We start from the raw sequence: 20263 nt of genomic DNA, 5'->3' as shown, positions 1-20263 counted from the left end.
AGGTTTGTGCAATGGACCCACAATCTCGCCAAATGCTCATGGCACTCATCGCTCTGCAAGATGCTTTGGGCGGACAATACGGCACTTTATCTCGCCCTAAGTTGCGGTTGCTATTAAAGTTGACGCACTCCTCTCTCACGATTTCCGAATTAGCCGAGCGTCTCAACATCTCGTCGCCAGGTGTAACGCAAATGATTGACAAACTTCAAGCTGAAGGCATTGTCGCACGTCACAGTCCTGTAGGCGACCAACGAACGGTCTGTGTCACCCTCACCGAAACCGGGCGGCAGGTGCTGCACATCGCAGAGGCGGCTTTCTTGACGAGAGTCCAAAGCTTGCTCAAACCTTTAAGCCCGGAGGAGCAAGAAAACCTTCTCACTCTACTCAAAAAGATTACCGATCCGACTATGTCCTATGGAAAGAAGATGACCCTATCGTGAGCAGCGCTCCCTCTCCTTATACACGCAAAGGCTGGCACTCTCTAGGCACGGTTGCCCAACGCCTCATTGCGGCCCGTTTTCTTCGGAGTATCGCCCAAGGTGCCCTCGCTGTCGACTTTACCCTCTATCTCAAAGCAAGAGGTTGGAGTGCGGTCGACGTGGGATTGCTCTTGATGGCGGGCGGCCTATCTGGCGCGGTTCTGAGCCTCTTGGTGGGCATTGTCAGCGACCGCATCGGCCGCCGTCTTTTCTTACTCATCTATGAAATCGGTCTGACCGTCGGCATGGCCGCCATCATTATCCACCCCGCAGCCTGGATTATTGTCGTGACCGCAGCAATTTTTGGGTTTGGGCGCGGCGCCAACGGATCATCCGGTCCTTTCGCTCCGGCAGAACAGGCATGGCTCGCCCAATCCATTCCCGGACCGCGCCGAGGTTCTGTGTTCAGCTTTAATGCGGGTCTACAGTTTTGGGGCATGGGAATTGGATCCCTGTTGGCTGCAGTATTGCCGCATATGATTCCGGGAGCACGGGGCGCACAGGCCTATTTGCCGCTATTCTTGCTGAACTTGCTGATGGCCCTTATCAACTTAGCCCAAATTTACAGCATTCATGAATCCCCACGGCATAATGCTCATCCTTCCGAGTCCGCATCAAAGACCGACGGGGTTCCCGAGGAACACGCCATCCATCGCCGCGAAAACAGGGCGCTCACACTGCTTGCCATTGTCAATACGATCAACGCCCTCGGCATCGGACTCGTCGCCCCTTTGTTACCATACTGGTTTAATGTCAAATTCGGGGTAGGCCCCGCCGAAATTGGGCCCGTCTATGGACTGACATTTTTTCTTACGGGCATCTCATCCCTCATCATCGGCCGGGTATCCGAATCGATCGGTCTTATTCGTTCTATCGTGATTCCGCGCCTGCTTGGGGTAGTACTCCTGATTGGGATTCCTTTTATGCCAAGTTTTACGATAGCGGCCGTACTCTATGTGGTCCGTTCAATTGTCAATCGCGGCTCGGTCGGCGCTCGGCAAGCCTTTAGCCTTTCGCTTGTCCGCGATAAGCGTCGTGGCTTTGCCAGCAGTTTAAACGCTGTCTCCTGGAGCCTTCCCGCCGCTGTGGGTCCAGCCGTGGGAGGCTGGTTCATCAACATGGGATCCTTAGTCTGGCCCTTCATAATTGCGGCTGGGCTGCAGCTCGGTTACGTCATTTTATTTCCGACCATCATGGCCCAATACGAGGTCAAAAGTCCCGCGTCTCCGTAAGATCCGCGCATCACGTTTTGTGGAACACTTCGGCAGCATCGACGCCTAGGGCATGATAAAGCCGCCCCGCTGTATCGGTTAGCGGAGGCGCACCAGGAAACGAAACCGTCTCACAGGCCGCATTGTCTTGAATCACCCACGCTGGCTGGTGAATAAAATCAACTGTCAGCGTGGCTCCTTGTCCAAAATCATCCGCACACCCTTCCATAAAAGGACTGCTTGGAGGCAATGCATTCAAAATGCGAACGATTTGGTTAATTTTTTTCCGTTGACGCAGAACAAAATCCTGCGCGGAAGCGCCGTAGCGCCACGGATGATAGACGACCCGAATGTCCGCAATCTCTTGCGGGTTAAGAATTTTGGTGGATGCCGGGCGAGTTGGCGGCGTATAGGATAGGGTTTCATAGGCCATGAAACACGCATGAGGCCCTACTGGGCGAAAGTTCAAGGCAATTTCCTGATTGTTTTGGATACCCTGGCCAAACTCTATCCCTTGAATGGTATCCGATACGTTTCCATCGCTACTTTCCGCCTGGCTTAACACCCGGTAGCCGCGTTGCTCCAAAGCGCGGGTAAACCATCTTTCCGCCGTTGCGGCAGACGTCGGCACTCGGTAGGCCGTGGACATAAATTCCTGGACACCGCCGGCAGTAGGAAATCCAAAGGGAGAATTCCCTAAATGTGCTGACGTTTTGACACTGCCGGGGTAATTAGGAACCGTAACAACGCCACGGCTGTTGTCCGCGACCCATTGGGCATGGGCTGGGGGCACACCTATCAGAAGTCCTGCCATCACGACGGGACTCATTACCGCGGCGCCCAACGTCTTGTCCATCATATCGCCTCCTATTTTCCTGTAGCATTCCCAGCTCGCTCCAAAGATATGGCATGGAGAAACCAAAGGTCAACGCCGCACGCCCGAGACCCATAAAACACTTACCCTAGATTTCAACCTTTTTTCTCTGCTTGGTGCAAGCATTTTCTCTCTTTTAACGAACACTAGGGGATTGCTCATGAATAAGCAATCCCCTATTAAGAAAAAAGCACACCGCTTTTAACCCACCAACCCTATCCTTGACTCGCCACTTCCCCCATTGTGCTATGGCGCTCAAGCGCTGTAGTCAGGACGTGGCCCTGACTTAATAAGGCAATGATTCCGATGCATAAAATGCCAGCCGATACAAAAAACGGTACTGTCATCCCGAAATGCTGTCCGATTAATCCGGACAAGATCGGAGCCACTGCCGCTCCAGCCCACCGCAGAAAATTATAGGCTCCCGAAGAAATGGACCTTGAGTAAGGGGATATCTCCATGGCCAGCGTCGTAAACAACGCGTTGGCGATGCCGCAAAAAAACCCTGTAATCACCACAATGTACAACAGTGCATAACCAGGCAGAATTCCTGCTAATACAAAGAGAATCACAATAAACGGTAAATTTAAGGATAATATCGTCACCGGCTTCATGCGGCGTAGTAGCCAGTTCACCACCACCACGGATGAAAATGCCACCAATATTCCCCAGAAAAAGTAGGTATACCCCAAGGTAATCGCTTTTAGCCGGCCTAACGTGAGCGGTGAATAGGCTAAAATGGTAAAGAAGGCATAGCTATAGCTCAACCCAATCAATGCATTCGTTAAAATCGCGCGGTCACCCAACGCCCGAAAAATATCCCGCGCAGTCCTTGGCACCTCTTTTGCTGGCGGCTCTTTAACCAAAGTCCACGTCGCCAAAAAGGCAATAGCCATCAACGACGCCGTCCCGAAAAAGGGATCCCGCCAATTGAGGCTGCCGAGCGCTCCACCCAGTAAGGGACCCGACGCAATTCCCAGTCCTAAGGCGGCTTCATATAAGGTAATTGCCGGCCCCATGCCGCCCGTCGACAAGCCCACAATAATGGACAAGGCTGTGGATGTGAAGAAGGCATTGCCAAGGCCCCACCCCCCGCGAAATATCGCTAAAATCGGGATAGACGGGGACAACCCTGAACAGGTGGCAAAGACAACAACCATTCCCAATCCCAGCATCATCGTCCGTTTACCCCCCAAGCGGGTACCTAACACGCCAGAAATCAGCATGGTCAACGCCATGACCGCAATGTAGCTCGTAAACAGCCATTCCACCTGAGACGGGGTTGCTCCCATAGCCCGTCCAATCAACGGCAAAATCGGATCGACCACCCCAATGCCCATAAACGCCACAAATGTCGCAAACGCCGTCGCCCACACGGCAGACGGATAATGTTTCATTGAAATTCCTCCTTATGCGGTAACTTGTATGATACAATATCGTTGTTGCATCATACAAGTTAACGTTCATGGTAGGATGGATGTCGTTAAGATCCGTAAAGGGGCAATGCCGTATTCATGACGATAGCGTAGAGCAGGTGGAATATGCCGTAGCCGCTTTGGTCCGGCTTGTGACCGCAGCGCATCCCCGTGACCCGCGCATCGCAGCATTGGACCGTTCCGCTTACTTAATTTTGCACGAAGTACTAAGTCACCCTGATCCGCCTGCTGTGCAAGATTTGGCGGGCGAACTCAAAGTCGATTTGTCGACCATGAGTCGCCAAGTCTCCGCCATGGAGGCCAAAGGCCTCTTAGAACGCGTCCCAGAACCTCATAATTCCCGGGTACACCGCGTTCAGGCCACGCAATATGGTCGAGATCAATTTAAATTGATGAAAAGCGCCCGTCTGGAAGTCTATAAGGACATCTTGGACGACTGGCCCGAAGGTGAGCGTGCGCGCCTCGCCTATTACCTCCAAAAGCTCAGCGAATCGGTTCGCGAATATCAAAACTGCTCTAATGAAAGAAACGCGCCAGACAATAATCGGCCATGACAAAATGAGTCCCTCTCCAATCAGCGCCACGAGTGGGCAAAAACCATTCGTAGCAGACTGACGAGGAACTCACTTACAAAACAGGCGTCCGGAAGGGCACGTTTGGCCGCTCCCCACTTCTTTAAAAAGGTATGCGGTTAGCTGACCCCTTCCATGATGTGCGGCACTTTTTTCAGTACGTTAATAATCATCTTCACGCCCACTTGCACATCAGGGTCTTTAAGTGCACGCAACAGTCCCATTGCCGTCATTTTCTGCGGATCCGCCTTGGCTTCCTCTACGGCACTGGCGGCAGCATCCATAATTTTGAGTCCTAAGTCTAACAATCCTGAACGGATAGCTCCGTCAAGCGCTCGCGACGCTTCCACGACGATGCCGGACACACGCTCCACCATTTGCGTTGTGGCCGAGTCACGCACAGCACTGATTAAAGAGGAAAAGTCCACAATAGCGGCCCATGTGCCATCATGTTGCCATGACACCATCTGTTGAAACAAACTCATCATGGCATTTTGATTATCCAGCACAAAATTGAGCGCTGAGACGGTTTCAGGTTCTGATGCCCTGGCGGCCAAAGAGCCCAGCGACGACAATAACGAGGCAACGCGCTCAGCCATTGCAGGACTGGCAGAACTTTTCACAGCCGTCAGCAATGCCGTAAACTCCTTAATTGCATCCCATGTGCCGTCATGCTGCCACACATCTAGCTGCGCAGCCGCTTGCGTAAGCGACGGCGCCCGCTCGATCAGCTCCTGGGCCGCCTTTTTCGCCTCGTCACTCGCAGCCAGTGCCGTGAGTTCTCCCATATTGGACAATAAGGAGCCAACCCGCTCCGCCATAGGCGGCGTCGCCGACGCTTTAAAAGCCGCGGCTAGCGAAGCAAGCTCCACCAACGCGTTCCACGTGCCATCTTGATGCCAGCGCGCCAACTGCACCAATGTCGACTGAATGACGGCTTCATGCTCTAAGATTGTATCCACCGTGCGGCCCGCAGCCGGATCTTGCGCCTTGGCCGCCAATTCTCCAACCGTACTCAACATCGTTCCAATCCGCTCCGCCATCTGCGGCGTCGCACTGTCACGAAACGCCGTGAGCAGCGCTTTCCATTCTCCTAGGGTTTCTTCCGAAACTTCAATGGCAGCCATACGCTTACGTCCTTTCTGTATTCTCTGCCCGGCACCTTATAGAACACCTGCTGGGGTGAGCCAATACATGCGGTTATAGGCGAGCTTGAACATATGAATCATCTCGGTCGGTTCTTGGGGTTTGGGCGGATGCGCATAATCAAACTGAATGTAGGTCGCATTCTTCAAGCCAGTTTCAATAAAACAAAAGACTTTGCCGTCATAGCGAACGGAACCTAAGCCACCCCGTAGCAAATTGACGAGATTGGCCGCCACGACGTCTGCCTCAAAATGCGCCGTGGAACCTGCTTTACTAATGGGAAGATTAGTGGCATCTCCCAACACGAAGATATTGTCCGCACCTTCCATCCGCAATGAGTAGCGGTCGGTTGGAATCCAATTGCCCGCATCGCCCAATTCCGAGCGGCCAATAATGTCCTGACCGCGATGCGGTGGGATCGCAACAAGAAGGTCATAATTCAGCGTTTCTCCTTCTAAGCTGGTGATTGTGCGCTTGGCGGGATCCACATTTTCCGGATTGAAATAGATATGAGATTCGATGCCCCGCTCCGCAAACACGGGTGTGGCCCAGTTTGCAACGGGTTCAAGGGAATGGATGCGGCCAATGGGATACGTATAAACCAATTCCGTTTTGTCACCTAAACCACGCGCTTTCATCCATTCCTGCACCATAAATGTGAATTCAAGCGGGGCTACCGGGCATTTGTGTGGTACACCAACAGTCACCACAATGCGGCCCCCTTGAAAATTGTGCAACGCTTCGCGTAATTTAAGGGCCCCCTCTTCCGTGTAAAAAATATGCCCTCCTTCGGTCAATCCGGGAATCGTTTCCGGGGCCGGCCGGCTGCCTGTTGCAATCACAAGGTAATCGTAGGAGATTTTCTCGCCATCTTGCATAATCACAGCTTGGGCTTCACGGTCTATTCGTTCCGCATTGCCCACTTTCAAATGCACATGCCGATCTAAGATGTCACGTTCGGGTTTTTGAGCTTCGGCGGGCACCACTTGGTCAAAGGCAATGTATAAAAACATCGGTTGGTAAACATGCTGTGCGGATTCTGAAATAACCGTAATGTCTAATGCTCCTGTACGAAGCTCGGTGCCCATTTGCCGTGCGACTTGATTGGCGACAATGGTGCCGCCGACTCCGCCTCCAAGAATCACGATTCGCTGCATCTTCCGACGTCCTCCCTTTTGCAATAGATAATATGAAGCCTTTTATCGGACTTTTTTGACTTGCACCTTATAAATGCCGTCTTCTTCGCGATTTTGCACAACTTCATGACCTGCACGCGCCACCCATTCGGGAATATCTTTCGCGCTGCCTGCATCCGACGACCAGATCTCAAACACGGTACCAACAGCTTCCTGACGAATGCCCTTAATCAATTCCATAAGCGGCCCTGGGCAGAACGATCCGCGCGCATCAATCACTTTAATATCATCCACGATCTGCTCAACCTGCCTTTCTCTAAAGAGATCTATCGGGATCAACCATTAAAACGGCGAGTATCCCCCTACATAGGCCACATCGTTAAAACGTCAATGTCGGCTGCCCTTCGGCTTTAGCCAAAAAGCCCGCCACCCCCATCACCTCATCAAAAACGGGATGCATCTCACCGAGCGTCCAATGATATAAATCCATCACCAGTCCACAGGCATATAGCTTAACCTCGCCAAAGTCTTTTGCTTGTTGAAATAATTCTATAAAGTCTTGTCCACCAGATGCTGCAATTTTTTGGGCAACTGGCCCTTTAACCAGCGCGGACCCAGCGATATTGGGATCTTTATGAAAAGCGGGCAATGCCTCCATCGAGACAAACACGTTGACGGGCTTCCCATAACTGCTTGCCACCACACTAAGCATGGCAGCCGCGTGCAACCGGCTGTACTCACCAGAAAGAACCATAAGATTTATTGTTTCCTCGGCCATCACAGTGCCTCCCAAAGTAGGGTAAGTGCTTGGATTGCGATTTTTATTTTACCACGATATATGAATACGCAGACTATTAGTTCAAAATAGTTTTTTATTTTATCGGAACCATGTCAAATTATTTGCAACCCTATTGGATTTTTATATGCTTCTCCCGGGCTAGATATCTCGGTTGTATTGTCTACTTAATGCGTTGCGCTCTAGACATTTTTGAGTTTCTCAATAACCAGTTAGGATTACCTAGGCTTCGTGACTTTCCGCCAAAGCCGCTGCACCTCATTGGCGCGCGTTTTCGTATCATCCTCCATGCCATAGCGCACCTGTTCATAAATTTCCGCTATTGCTCGTCCCCATTCTCCAAACCCCTGCGCGGTCAACCATTGACGCAGGGTTTCTCCCTGGCGTTTGCCTTGGTGGTGCTGTGCTGCTTGTCGCAATCCTCGGGATACCACATGCCGCACGGGCGTTAACCGCGCCGGTCTAGGTATTGGTGGACGTTTGGGTAATGACTCTATCACCACCATATCTGATGTCTTAGAAACGGAAGATACCGGCTGGATTTTCAATCGCAGTCGCCATGCTAAGAGCACTACCCCCATGATTAAAAGCAGAGCGATCATTACCACAACCCCCGACATATCGGCGCGGGGTGCATGGGTTAGCCAAGGTCGGGTGAAAGGGTGAGTGATATGACGCGTTGCGGTCTCTTTGCGATGAAGATGGGGCACAAGCCACAATAGAAGACCTGCAGCGCCTGCCCCCACCCATCCCAACGTATTGGCCACCAAAACAGTCCAAGGGATAACCCATAACATGCCCGCTCCTAGCATTGCCAAGGCCCACGCCCCACCGACAATACGCAGAGCCGTTTGCCACGTCGATTGAGGCCAAGGCAGCAAGACTAATAGCCCACCCCCAGCGACCAGCAATAGCCCTATTTGGCCTACGAGACGGTATTGCCAGGCTAAAATCGTCCATGCCACCAACGCCACAACATAACGCCCCAGATATCTTACCCGCTGAATCCCTAAAATCCCCCCCACCACCAAAACGCCCACCCAGTGCCCTAGCACCACAGCGCTAAGCGCAAGACCCGCTACCCCTGCCGTGCGCATACGAGCACGCCCGGGAATTCCCACGGCCAAGTAAAACAATCCCGCGATGCCGACCATCCATAGGTTGTGAGAGGCCATTGCCACGCCTAAAAGCATCCATGACAAGTCAACGCCCGCTGCTAGTACGCGTCTCATGCACCACGCCTCCTTCAGTCCACGCCCAGTGCACGTCAACCACGGTGGGTATCTGCACACTAGACCCCGCACTCAGCCAGCCGATCACATGTCCTTGGCTTGACAATCGTTGCAATAAGAGATCGACGGCCTCGTCCCACTTGGGCGATACCACCAACAAAAGACCCGCAGGCCGTTCTTGCCGCAACAAGTTCTCTAATAATCCCTGAACATTGGTAGATACCGCAGGGGTCGCAACTGCCCATGCTAAATTCGTGAAATATTCTGCGCGCGCGGCCATTGCCGTGGTAGGCTCTAAAGAGACGCCATGACCTAATCCTGGGAGCGCACAGGATATGGTCAATCCGCACGCTAGGCCTTGATCGAACGCGATCTGCACGGCACTGGCCGCCAAGCTCAAACACGTTTCAACCGCTTGCATGTCAATCCCATGCCAAGGCACGTCGGCGGTATAGGGATGGCAAATGATATCGACCGATAGAGCACGAACCCGCTCGACGTCCTTCACCATCAGGGTGCCGGCTCGCGCCGAAGCAAACGGATGCACATCACGCAAGGGTTCCCCATACCGGTAAGGCCGAATCCCCCGGTAGTATGATGGATCTGGTTCGTCCCAGAGCCATCCCTTGGTTTCTCCCAACTCTCGCACCGCCTGCCACAATGGCAGATCGATGTCAAAGCGCCGTGGCCACACTGTAACCACGGTCGGGAGAAAGTGCCTTTGAACCGTTTCCCGCCACCCCCACAAATCGCTTTGCACCAGTGTCGTGTCCCCCAATATCCAGCGACCTCGCGCCACGCCTTTTAGGGGCCAGACCACACGCGCTTTTTGATATTCCCCTAACACAAATTCGGCGCCCACGTGATGGCTGCCGTTATCTTGCACCAAACCCTGGGGAATCTCTTGTCGCACGCGAATCCATCCAGCCGCTATGGCTAAAGGATTGCTGATAGACACGCTGTAGAGCCATTCTTGGCCAATTTCCAAGGTGATTTGCTGCGGTACGCTGTCAATGATCAGAGCCGCGTACGTACGGCGTGCCCACTTCTGCGATAAGAGGATGGCAGCGGCCACGAAGAAGCCTATGATTATCCACAGCGCGCGTCCCGCAATGATTCCGGCCAGCACCAGCAAGGCCGCAAGGGCTTCCAACAACCAAACCGGCTGTTCAGTCCCTCGCATCATTCCACCGGCACCGCAATCTGAGCCACAATCTCGTTCAACACGTCACGCACGGCCTGTTGGCGTTCGCCCCAAGTCCCCCCACGTATGCCTCCTGCCACGATTAAGCGATGCCCTAATACCACCGGCAGCGACACCTGCACATCATCGGGGATCACATAATTTCTTCCTTGCACCCATGCGTACGCCCGTAAAATTCGTATCCATTGAACAGCGGCCCGGGGTGAAGCCCCCAAAGAAATGCGGGGATGCGCACGCGTCGCCTGCACAATATCCACTACGTAGCGCACGATGTCATCCGATATATGCACTTGCTGCGACGCGTCTTGCCAGCGTAAGAGGTCGGCAGCAGAAGCCAAAGGGCTAGGCACATCGCTCGTGTCGTTTCTGGAAAATCGGGTGAGAATCTCAAATTCTTCATCCGCCGTCGGATAGCCTAATCCAAACGACAACCAGAACCGATCTTTTTGGGCTTCAGGCAGGGGAAAGGTCCCCGCCATCTCGACGGGGTTCGCCGTGGCCATAACGAAAAAGGGCCGCGGCAAAGAGTAGGTTTCCGATTCCGCGCTAACTTCCCTATCTTCCATCGCTTCGAGCAAGGCCGATTGAGCCCGCGGCGTAGCTCGGTTGATTTCATCTACCAAGACGACTTGGTGAAAAATGGGTCCCTGACGAAACGTCATCGTCTGGTTACTGGGATCATAAATCATAGCGCCCGTAATGTCTGAGGGCAATACATCAGGTGTCGCTTGAATCCGTGCATAGGATAAATCTAACAAGCGTGCCAGCGTACGTGCCAATCGGGTCTTGGCGACGCCAGGCACATCCTCAATCAGAATATGGCCGCCAGCGACCAAAGCAGAGACGGTCCAGAGCGCAGGCTGGCGTTTTCCGACGACATAACCTGTAAGCTTGTCCAATAATTGTTGAGGCGACATTCGCCCCCCTCCTTTATTTCGCCAATCAGGCCTCTATGCTTTTGTTTAAGGCGCGACCCACCTTATCGGCCCGTCGTCCCATCCGTCCCACTCCCATCCCGAAGAGGCCACCTGCCCGCCATGTTCCTCATCCAGCTCAGCAGCGGCGACCTTGCGGCTCACATCGCTAGACAAACTAAGCGCCCAGCGCCACGCGTCGGCCGGTTTAAACCATTGTCCAAGCCACGTAGCCACTTGATCCGGATCGGCTCCTTCCAACCATAACCACGCGTCGGCCACCGCTAAGACGTCGCACAGGACGCGGTAATGTTGGGCTGCTAAAGACACGACAGGCAATGTTGTGTCGGATCCCACGATACCTGCCAACCCGTAGAGACCGGCCTCAAGAGCTGGCGGATCACTTAAGAGCCACGTCAATGGGTCCGCCGTAGCCCTATCTGCCCACCAGCATAGAAGACGGCTGAGAAGCAATGGACCATAACTCTGCGCACCGCCATACACGGTAGGCTTGGGAAAAAGTCTCACCCAGCTTTGGGTTCCTAAATGCGCTACCCGCTCGACATGCCATGGCGCCTCTTTCCCATCGCCTCGGCAACAACTATCTAAATCTCTAATCCATTGGTCTACGGACACCTTGGGTATAGGAGCTAAAGCAGGCATGACAAACTGCTCCCGTCTTTGATGCCACTTCCAGGTATTGACATGGGCCGTTGCGCGCCATGGAATCGGATCGGCTCCGAAGTCTTGTATCGGCACCCGGTCCATATATCGGCCAACCGCCTCACGAATCGGCAACACCGTCAGTTGGCTGTCTTGGCATGTTTCTACAGCCTTGGCGACAACCATCCCCAAGGCGTCAGCCTGACTGACCAGTTGCGCTCTTTCCAGAGGGTCGACTCCCCGTTCAGCAGGCAATCGATCAAGCCATGACGCCAATTCTTTGACAGTCCGTTCCAAGACGCCTTCTTGATTCTTGGGATCTAAAAGCATGACAGCCAGCAGCTGCATCCTGGCATGGCGCAATGGGGCTTGGGGCGACTGCCATCCTCCCGCTTGCAAGCGACTAGCTGCCAATCGCGCATACCGCCCCCAGTGATGCACGTCACGGTCTTGGTGACCTACCGTTGATTCCGAGAGCATCAGCCAATCTTGGCGCTCCCGCTCAAAAGCCTCCCGCGACCATTGGGGCCACGCCACCTGTTCTAAGGGTAGCAAGCCGTGCCAAATGCCAGCCACCGCATTACGAGACGATACCAGCCTTAAAAACCCCTCACGTACCACGGCTCTGTCTTTTAACCCTGCTGTGGGCATGGGCATCTCCCTCCATCCGGAACTATCCTATGCCCACGTTCCCTAATTGTGCCCCGGTTATCCTCTGCCGAAATGATATTCTGCTGCATAGCGCAGTCCATCAAGCGTCAAAGTCGGTTCTAGGTGCACAGGAAACCGCAAATGCGGCTGAATGCGCTGAGCCCACCCTCCCGTTAAAATGATGGGGGCCTCATCCCCTAGCACCTGCCAGGTCCTGGCGATGAGTTCGCTCACCATCCCAATAAAACCATGCCCAACTCCCACAGCAATCGCTTCTTGGGTATTTTGCCCAAGTAGCTTGTCAGGAATGGCCGGGGGAATCAGCGGCAGGCGTGCCGTTCCTTGGGCCAATGCCTGTGAGAGAAAATGGGGACCAGGCGCAATCATGCCGCCTAAAAATACCCCGTCCCGCGAGACCGCGTCGACTGTGGCCGTGGTCCCCACATCGACAACCACTAAATTCGTGCCATATTTTCGCCATGCCCCTAAAGCATTGACAAAGCGGTCCGCCCCCAAAGAATCCGGTGGCTGGTATTGCACTTTCAACCCATAGCCGGGCGGCGTAATTTCCAGTGGCGGAGCATCGGATAAAGCGCTGGCAACGCGGTGAAAAACAGGTGCGAGAAGCGGCACCACCGACGCCATCACAACCTGATCCACTTGCTCTACAAGCACTTCTCGCAAAAAGCCGCGCAAAGGCACGCGGTACTCATCGGCCGTTCGTCTAACATCCGTCGATAGCCGCCATTCTTCTTGCCATACGCCATCATGAAACAGCCCCACTTTAATATGGGTATTCCCAATATCAATTGCCAATAAATAGTCGACAAACCGCAGCGGGGAATCCACCGATGTCTCCCCTTTCTTTATTCGCTCCGATGCTTTTCATCATCCCATGGTCAAGACTCTTGAGCAAGTCTTGCCCCAAGCTTGCCGCTATTTGCTAAAATAAAAACCATCTGAATGCGAACGGTCGTGATGAAAGGCAGGAATTGGCATGCTGATGTCTGTGGAAGAGGCGCAATCTCGCATCTTGGCTCATGTTCCCCCGCGTAAGACTCCCGAACTCATCTCCTTAATGGACGCATTGGGGCGCATCGTGGCCGCCCCCATAGCCTGTCACGAGGATATTCCCGGATTTGCCAACAGCTCAATGGACGGATATGCTGTGCACGCGGCCGACCTGGCCAATGCTTCGCGGGAAAATCCCATCTCTTTGGAGGTACGTGGCGTCATTGCCGCGGGGCACCCCCTTTCCCGGCCGCTCCAATCTGGTGAAGCCTATAAGATCATGACAGGAGCCCCCTTACCCCCAGGGGCTGACGCCGTGATTCAAGTGGAATGGACAACAACGCCTGCCCCAGGCCGCATGTCGGCATGGGCCCCCGTATCTCCCGGGCAAAATGTCCGCCAAGCCGGGCAAGACATGCGCGCCGGCCAAAAGATTTTAGAGCCTGGCACCGTCTTGAGTCCGCCCTTAATCGGTATCCTCGCGTCATTAGGGATGGACCACGTTCCCGTCATGCCCAAGCCCCACGTAGCTATCGTGTCAACAGGCGATGAGTTGGTCCCGCCAGGTCAGCCTCTGGGACCCGGTCAAATTCGCAATTCCAATAGCTACGCGCTCGCCGCGGCTATAACTGCGGCGGGTGGGAAACCTTGGCTTTTGCCTCCCGCGCGTGATACCAAAGAAGCGATTGCTTCCCGCTTGGCTGAAGCCCAAACGTCAGATATCATTTTAAGTTCGGGCGGCGTATCCGTCGGCGATTTTGACTGGGTCAAACAAGTACTGGAAGAAGAAGGTCAGCTCGAATTATGGCGCGTCAATATGAAACCCGGTAAACCCTTAGCCTTTGGCATGCTCCACGGCCGCCCGTTCTTTGGGCTGCCCGGTAATCCCGTCTCAGCCCTTGTGACCTTTGAATTGTTTGTGCGCCCCATGATTCGCACCTGGTTAGCAGACGCCAACTGGCGCCGTCTTACATTGGCATTGCCCCTCTTTGAACCATTCACAGAGATTCAAGACCGCTGGCATTATGTGCGCAGTCGCTTGGTGACAGAACACGGCCAGTTGTGGGTCCACCCCTATGCGCAACAAGATTCCGCGGTGCAGTCCTCATGGATTGGGGCTGACGCCCTCATGATCGTCCCCCCTGATACCGGGCCTTACAAAGCCGGTGAGATCATGACAGTCATGCTCTTACGCTCGGGATTTTAAAATCGGAGACGGGCGTGGGAAGCGAAAGCGGCGCAAAACTGAGCCATGATCCTGTCGGTTTGACAAACAGGCGGAACTCAGCCCATCCCCCGGCTTGGTGCGGGCGCGTAGCCGTTTGACAATATCTCGACCTGGTCTTAGACATTTCAGCTCTAAATTTATTCGTGGTGAATCTCAGACGTAGGTTTGCTGCCCCGAGAAAGTGGTTGGCGCCTTATCAAAAAATCGAATAACCCAATGGCTGCTGCTATCCCAATCGTGATAACGGGGTTGAGTCCCAAAACAGTCAGGGCCAATGACAAAAGCGCTAATATTGCGGTGACGACGGCTTTCGGAACATCTTTCCATAATGTCCAAACCACGTCAATTAACAGGCCCACGACAGCCACTTCGATGCCATGCAACGCACCCGTTAACCAGGGATTATGCAAGATACGCGTCGCGACGGCCAACAACATAATTAACAAAAAAGACGGCCACAAGGCGGCAATGGTGCCCATCACCAAGCCTTTCCACCCTTGCAGGCGGTAGGCGATGGCGGCCAAAACATTAGACGTGGTTGGTCCTGGTGCAAAAGCACTCATTTCGACAACATTATCAAATTGCTCGGCATCGATCCATGCGTGACCATCCACCACTTCGCTACGGATAAACGACAGCACCGCATACCCCCCACCGAAGCCTAAAAGGCCGATTTTTGTGTAGACCCCTATTAAAGCGAGCAAGGTGGGGCGGGGCCTCCGGACAGGCGCATTCACCACGATACGCTCCCTTCATGACTCCAAGTTATGGACGAAACCATATCGCGCCCACCACTCCCGCCCCAAGGATAATCGACCAATACGGCACTTTCCAGCGCAAAGCCACTATCGCCACCACTAAGGCCAATACCGCCCCAGTCCAAGCATGAATCAAGGACTCTCCCAAGGTCATCGCCACCCCTGCGATTAACCCCGTGACAGCCGCCAATGTCGCAAACAAAACATTTTGCACCGCGAGCACTTTTTTCAAACGAGTAAACCAATGACTGAGCACAACAATGACAACTAAAGACGGGGTAAAAACGGCAATCGTCGCCACGAGCGCTCCGAGGGGACCTGCCACCCGCTCCCCGATAAAGGTGGCACTAATGGCTACCGGGCCTGGGGTGATCTGCCCCATCGCAATAGCCTGGTCAAAAGTACCAGGACTCAGCCAGTGGTGGGACAAGGTGGCACTTTTCATCAAAGGAATCATGCCAAAGCCCCCGCCAAATCCCAACAATCCCACCCACAAAAAATTCAACACCAGCGCTACTACATGTCCGATATCCTTGACAACCTCCTTCCTCACGATCCCACTTGGCATTCATCCTACCACGTAGGCTATCAGATCGTCTTGTGCGAGACGCGTTTTGCATAGGCTAGCAGTCCTATGCCCACGAGATAGATCAATGCCAAAAGGCCCCAGGCAGGACGATAGGAGTCAGACCAACGGATAATCAGGCCAAAAATCGGTAAGAAGAGTACAATGCCTATAAAACCGGCCATGCCTGTCAGCCCCAACGCAATGCCGCGTTGCGATGTTGAGCTTTTTTGGGCTACCCACGCCGTCAACAAAGCATTCCAGCCATCAAGGCCGGCGCCGAGCGCAAAAAAGATAAGAATAATCACCACGAGTGGTATGCCGTGCGGAATAATAGCCCATAACACCAATGACAAAACGCCCACACTGCTGGTTAACGCAATCAGCCACGGAACACTGTGCGCCCCCTTGTCCATCATCTTACCCATATAAATCCGGGCCAGAAATCCTCCCAACAACGCCAGCGCTATAATAGGCCCCGCAATACCCATGTGCACATGCCAACGGTCGTGCAAATCTAACAGCGCATACGTCAGCAGGGCATATTGACCCGGCGACAATAGCAAACTGGTCAACAACGGATACTTCAAGGGCCGCAATACCTCTACCAGACTTTTGAGCCCTTGCGTCGCAGGCATGGCCGCTCGCGGCGAGTGATTCGTGGGCGCAAGCGCCCAGGCAAATACCAGCGTCCACCCGCCGGCATTTACAGCAATGACCCAAAGCACCGTGGCCAGCGACCAAGTTTTGACGAGAAATGGAAATAAACTGGCAGCTAAAATCCCCCCTAAGGGAGTTGCGGCCTGGCGGATCCCAATGGCCACGCCCTCCCGCGACGATCCATCAAAGACGTGCGTAATAGCGGTCGTTCCCGTCAAGGACAACGCCGGAAGAAAAAAACCGACCAGACTTAATAGCGCTTCCAAAGCCCAAAAATTACGTGGTAACAACATTGCCAAAAGCCCCATCACGACGAGGATGGCACTTCCTGCCATCCATGCCACGCGGCGTGATCCGAAGCGGTCCAGGGCGATGCCAGCGGGAATCATGCCAATAACGGCTCCTAACGCCACAGTGGAAAACAAAATGCCCATTTGCGTGACGCCCAGGCGAGCATATTCTTTAAACGCGACACTAAGTATGGATAAGCCTTGTTGCGACATCGTAATCGCCAATTGATCCAGCGACGCAATTGTCAACAGCCCTGCTGGACCAATGCTTTTAGACTTCATACGCCTCAGCAGCATCAAGGTTCAACGCTGCCTTTCCTCCCCACTCAATTTACACACCCGCAACTTTGCGCGAACGGGTTTAGTCTGTCCTGATTGCCCCGCCCTCTTGCGCTGTTTCGCTCTGGGCCTCTATAAGCGCCTTCATCGCTAGGTCCGTGACCACCTCATGCAGCGTCGGATGAGGATGAACCGTCTCGACGAAAGATTCGAGCGTTCCTTGGTGGGTCATGACCTGCGTCATCTCGCTAATCAGCTCTGAAGCCCCTAAACCAATAATCTGACATCCCATAATCTTATGCGTTGCCCGGTCCCAAATCAATTGGGCAAAGCCCCTCTCATCTCCGGCCACCAAGGGACGAACGCTGTGCTGGTATTGCCACTGCGTGACCCGCCAGGTGGGGTGCATCACCAATGACCGTGTATCAGCACCGACCGCCGCAATTTCTGGTGAAGACATGATGACATGGGGCACAATGTCATGAGCAGCCGCGGTTGGCTTTTTCAAAATATGCTGGGCCACAATAGAGGATTGCCGCGCTGCCGCATGGGCTAGCATGATTTGTCCATTCACGTCGCCCGGCGCGTAAATATGAGGCGCTGTCGTTTGAAAATAACGATTCACCGGCACTTCCCCCCGCGGCCCAAGCGTAATCCCCACTTTGTCCCATGCCATCTGCCCCGTATTCGGTTCTCGCCCAATGGCAACCAATACGCGGTCCACCGTTTTCCGACGAAAGCCTCTTAATGGATGATTATATCCGACTGTCCATCGACCATCAGGACGCGTCTCAATACGCGTAACCCGGACATCGGTTTCGACCTCGATGGGATTGATGGCACTCGACCAGTTTTTCGTCAAATACGCCCCAATGGCGGGATCTTCCGAGGCCAATATGCGAGATGCTGCCTCCAACACATGCACGTGGGTACCCAGTGCCTGATACAACGTGGCCAATTCTGCCCCGATATATCCTCCCCCGACGATGCATAAGGATGATGGAATGGTGTCTAGCTTTAACGCTTGGGCGTTAGTCCACAACGAAGCATCATCCGCTTCAGGAACCCGTAGAGGCTTAGGCCGCGAGCCGGGGCTCGCGATAATATAGTCTGCCGATAGGATTTTCCGGGCATCGCCAGTTTGCACGACGACGTGATGCGCATCTAAAAAATCAGCACGGCCATAAACGACGGTGACCCCTAACTGAGTCAAACGTTGTTGCATCTCTAAAGACCGTTGCCGCAAAATTTTCTGCTTCCGTTCCGTCAAAACAGACAGGGCCAATTCCTGAAATTGAGCGTTAGCCAGTCCAAAACGTGCCGCCTCCTGTATATCTCTTATTCGTTTGGCGGTTTCTAAATAAATTTTCGAAGGGATACATCCTTCAAATAGACACGTGCCTCCCAACGCGTGGCCTTGCTCTATCACCGCGACCCGCTTGCTGTGACGTGCCAAGTAAAGGGCGGCAGGAGTGGCTCCTGGTCCCGCGCCAATGGTGACAACATCGAATTTTGTGGTATCCATTCCCGCTCCCCCTTATCGACGGACCGCCCCTAGTGAAGAGCACCACTTTGCGCTATTAATCGTACAACTTTGGCGGACGCCTGGATAATTTTAACAGTATAGACGGTTACTATCCGCCTTTCTTTTCTTATTCCAAAGGGCCGTGTGCATAACCTCAAAGGCTCTTGTTCGCAAAGATTTTCATTAAAAAATGCCGCAAGATGTGCTCTTGCGGCTCATTGGCTCTATCCCTCATAGCCCGCCCTTCTGAGAACGTCTGGGCCGGGCTCAATACCAAAACGGCGCTCCGCCTGCACAATGCGTTGCCAGATTATCCGGCGGTCCTCCTCGGACAACACCTGGTACACATCCATTTGCGGAAATCGACTAGCAGCGTTGCGAGCATGCTCAGGGGTGTCGATGGGCAGCGCATACCACTGCGGAATCGCATAGGCGCTGCGCTCAACAGGATATCCTTTGGGAGGCGTGCGGTGCGCTCCTTCCGGCAGCTTGTCATTGGCAGGCGGCACGGTCTCCGACTCTATAGGATCCCACATATCCTTATGGTGCTGCGATGGATGATCCATATTTCGTCCCTCTTTCTTACTCCCATCACGCGTTTTGGCCCGCCGCGGCCCTTGCCTCTTTTGACTGTGGAGGGGGCACAACGACGACGGGCAGAGCACTATGCGTGACTAACCAGCGAGGAAAACTTCCCAATAATCCTTCAATAAGATGCGATCCGCGGTGTTGTCCCACTAAAATCGCCTCCGCCTTCTCGCGTTGGGCAAATTTATACAACGCTTCGGCTGGCCCGCCTTGCCCAGGTTTCAATTTCAAAATGTGCCATTCGGCAGCAAGGTGCAAGTCAGACGCTTTGTGCAACACGTCTTCCTTTATCTTTCGCGCTTCTTTATTCCACTCATTGCGAAAGAACTCGGCGTCTTCTGCCATTTCACCCTCATAAGAATCGACCGCGTACTCCCGGTAAAAGGCCATAATATCCTCAACATCAACACACAACACCGTCCCTGACGGGGCAATCATCTTCGCTGCTACATCCAAAGCTTGCATGCAAGCCGGGGATCCATTAATTGCGACAACAACACGGTTCATCATATACACCCATCCTTTTAACCGATTCCCTCGCCTATCCTTCTTGGGCCTAGCAATGCCCATGACGTTGGCACTCCATCCCTACACGAGTGGGTAGCTAAACCATACCCTGAGACCCTGCAAGGGAAATAGGTCCAACCGGGCCCATTTCGCTTAGTCTTTCGGACAAACCCTCAAGATACATCGGTGATGGCCCTTGCATGCCCTTTATGCGTTCCAAGGCGCCGCATCAGATGCCGACAATTGCCCTGTGACAGGGACCCCCACCGCTGACAACGCCGCCCTAGTTGATCTTTTGTGACAAAAGACCTACAATAGGCCCTATTAAGACCTTCGGGGCGTGGTGAGAGGCGTTTCGTGGCCTCAATTCCCGACCGGCGGTAAACTCACGAATGTTGAGGAGCCCGCGAGCCAATCATATGGCAGGAGTCCGGTGTAATCCCGGCGCCGACAGTACAGTCTGGATGGGAGAAGGTTATAGGCCTAATTGTGGTCTATATAATTTTGCCATCCCCCGAAATTGGGGGGTTTTTTGTTT

21 protein-coding genes and 1 riboswitch are annotated in these 20263 nt (G+C 53.7%); of the genes, 4 read left to right on the top strand and 17 right to left on the bottom strand.

The annotated features are described in order from the left end of the window. The first annotated feature begins 11 nt into the window (after window positions 1-11). Together CO251_RS12485 and CO251_RS12480 are read left to right on the top strand one after the other, a co-directional pair. On the top strand, window positions 12-440 hold the full coding sequence (locus CO251_RS12485; protein WP_242968590.1) for a MarR family winged helix-turn-helix transcriptional regulator: 429 nt from the start codon (window positions 12-14) through the stop codon (window positions 438-440). Then, a complete protein-coding gene (locus CO251_RS12480; RefSeq protein ID WP_103376139.1) occupies window positions 437-1711 on the top strand; it encodes an MFS transporter in 1275 nt (424 codons plus the stop codon). Before CO251_RS12485 ends, CO251_RS12480 begins: the two co-directional genes overlap by 4 nt. A gap of 10 nt (window positions 1712-1721) precedes the next feature. Here the strand turns inward: CO251_RS12480 and CO251_RS12475 are convergent, their stop codons facing one another. Next, on the bottom strand, window positions 1722-2549 hold the full coding sequence (locus CO251_RS12475; protein ID WP_146039081.1) for a hypothetical protein: 828 nt from the start codon (window positions 2547-2549) through the stop codon (window positions 1722-1724). Window positions 2550-2779: 230 nt separating this feature from the next. Next, complete coding sequence (locus CO251_RS12470; protein WP_103376137.1) at window positions 2780-3961, bottom strand: MFS transporter; 1182 nt, start codon at window positions 3959-3961, stop codon at window positions 2780-2782. Window positions 3962-4041: 80 nt separating this feature from the next. Here CO251_RS12470 and CO251_RS12465 point away from each other — a divergent pair, with 80 nt between their 5' ends. Next, window positions 4042-4554, top strand: coding sequence for a MarR family winged helix-turn-helix transcriptional regulator (locus CO251_RS12465; RefSeq protein WP_158246335.1), 513 nt, complete (start codon window positions 4042-4044; stop codon window positions 4552-4554). Between the two features lie 137 nt (window positions 4555-4691). On the opposite strand, the gene CO251_RS12460 is transcribed toward CO251_RS12465, so the two are convergent. The 9 genes from CO251_RS12460 to CO251_RS12420 form a co-directional block, all read right to left on the bottom strand. Continuing rightward, entirely contained in the window at window positions 4692-5699 is a 1008-nt protein-coding gene (locus CO251_RS12460; protein ID WP_103376135.1) for a DUF1641 domain-containing protein, read from the bottom strand. Window positions 5700-5735: 36 nt separating this feature from the next. Continuing rightward, on the bottom strand, window positions 5736-6875 hold the full coding sequence (locus CO251_RS12455) for an NAD(P)/FAD-dependent oxidoreductase (protein WP_103376134.1): 1140 nt from the start codon (window positions 6873-6875) through the stop codon (window positions 5736-5738). A 42-nt stretch (window positions 6876-6917) separates the two neighbouring features. After that, on the bottom strand, window positions 6918-7148 hold the full coding sequence (locus CO251_RS12450; protein ID WP_242968589.1) for a sulfurtransferase TusA family protein: 231 nt from the start codon (window positions 7146-7148) through the stop codon (window positions 6918-6920). A gap of 85 nt (window positions 7149-7233) precedes the next feature. Next, a complete protein-coding gene (locus tag CO251_RS12445; RefSeq protein ID WP_173677108.1) occupies window positions 7234-7632 on the bottom strand; it encodes a DsrE family protein in 399 nt (132 codons plus the stop codon). A gap of 236 nt (window positions 7633-7868) precedes the next feature. Continuing rightward, window positions 7869-8882: a hypothetical protein gene (locus CO251_RS12440; RefSeq protein WP_103376133.1), complete on the bottom strand. Its 1014-nt coding sequence runs from the start codon at window positions 8880-8882 to the stop codon at window positions 7869-7871. Further along, complete coding sequence (locus tag CO251_RS12435) at window positions 8854-10068, bottom strand: DUF58 domain-containing protein (protein ID WP_103376132.1); 1215 nt, start codon at window positions 10066-10068, stop codon at window positions 8854-8856. The genes CO251_RS12440 and CO251_RS12435 overlap by 29 nt, the downstream gene beginning before the upstream one ends. Continuing rightward, entirely contained in the window at window positions 10065-11003 is a 939-nt protein-coding gene (locus CO251_RS12430) for a MoxR family ATPase (RefSeq protein ID WP_103376131.1), read from the bottom strand. The genes CO251_RS12435 and CO251_RS12430 overlap by 4 nt, the downstream gene beginning before the upstream one ends. 45 nt (window positions 11004-11048) lie before the next feature. Beyond that, window positions 11049-12314: a hypothetical protein gene (locus CO251_RS12425; protein ID WP_103376130.1), complete on the bottom strand. Its 1266-nt coding sequence runs from the start codon at window positions 12312-12314 to the stop codon at window positions 11049-11051. A 57-nt stretch (window positions 12315-12371) separates the two neighbouring features. Next, window positions 12372-13163 carry a type III pantothenate kinase gene (locus CO251_RS12420; protein WP_103376129.1) on the bottom strand — a complete coding sequence of 264 codons (792 nt, stop codon included), beginning with the start codon at window positions 13161-13163 and terminating at the stop codon, window positions 12372-12374. 148 nt (window positions 13164-13311) lie between these two features. On the opposite strand from CO251_RS12420, the gene glp reads away from it, so the two are divergent. Further along, window positions 13312-14532 carry a gephyrin-like molybdotransferase Glp gene (gene glp, locus CO251_RS12415; RefSeq protein WP_173677107.1) on the top strand — a complete coding sequence of 407 codons (1221 nt, stop codon included), beginning with the start codon at window positions 13312-13314 and terminating at the stop codon, window positions 14530-14532. Between the two features lie 158 nt (window positions 14533-14690). On the opposite strand, the gene CO251_RS12410 is transcribed toward glp, so the two are convergent. The 6 genes from CO251_RS12410 to CO251_RS12385 all read right to left on the bottom strand — a co-directional run bounded on the left by CO251_RS12410 (window position 14691) and on the right by CO251_RS12385 (window position 19728). Beyond that, entirely contained in the window at window positions 14691-15290 is a 600-nt protein-coding gene (locus CO251_RS12410; protein WP_242968588.1) for a chromate transporter, read from the bottom strand. Between the two features lie 28 nt (window positions 15291-15318). Next, the gene (locus CO251_RS12405; protein WP_103376128.1) at window positions 15319-15879 is read right to left on the bottom strand and encodes a chromate transporter; all 561 of its coding nucleotides are present in this window, start codon (window positions 15877-15879) and stop codon (window positions 15319-15321) included. 20 nt (window positions 15880-15899) lie between these two features. Continuing rightward, entirely contained in the window at window positions 15900-17108 is a 1209-nt protein-coding gene (locus CO251_RS12400; protein ID WP_158246334.1) for an MFS transporter, read from the bottom strand. Window positions 17109-17187: 79 nt separating this feature from the next. Next, window positions 17188-18630, bottom strand: coding sequence for an NAD(P)/FAD-dependent oxidoreductase (locus CO251_RS12395; RefSeq protein WP_103376126.1), 1443 nt, complete (start codon window positions 18628-18630; stop codon window positions 17188-17190). 224 nt (window positions 18631-18854) lie between these two features. Then, a complete protein-coding gene (locus CO251_RS12390; protein ID WP_103376125.1) occupies window positions 18855-19196 on the bottom strand; it encodes a DUF6582 domain-containing protein in 342 nt (113 codons plus the stop codon). A gap of 25 nt (window positions 19197-19221) precedes the next feature. Continuing rightward, window positions 19222-19728: a universal stress protein gene (locus CO251_RS12385; RefSeq protein WP_158246333.1), complete on the bottom strand. Its 507-nt coding sequence runs from the start codon at window positions 19726-19728 to the stop codon at window positions 19222-19224. Window positions 19729-20050: 322 nt separating this feature from the next. After that, window positions 20051-20205: riboswitch (FMN riboswitch) on the top strand. The last annotated feature ends 58 nt before the right edge of the window (window positions 20206-20263 follow it).

This window comes from Sulfobacillus sp. hq2 (assembly GCF_002903155.1).
In the GTDB taxonomy this organism is placed as follows: Bacteria; Bacillota; Sulfobacillia; order Sulfobacillales; family Sulfobacillaceae; genus Sulfobacillus; species Sulfobacillus thermotolerans.
The sequence above is the reverse complement of the archived record's forward strand: the minus strand, read 5'-3'. Positions and strand labels throughout refer to the sequence as shown.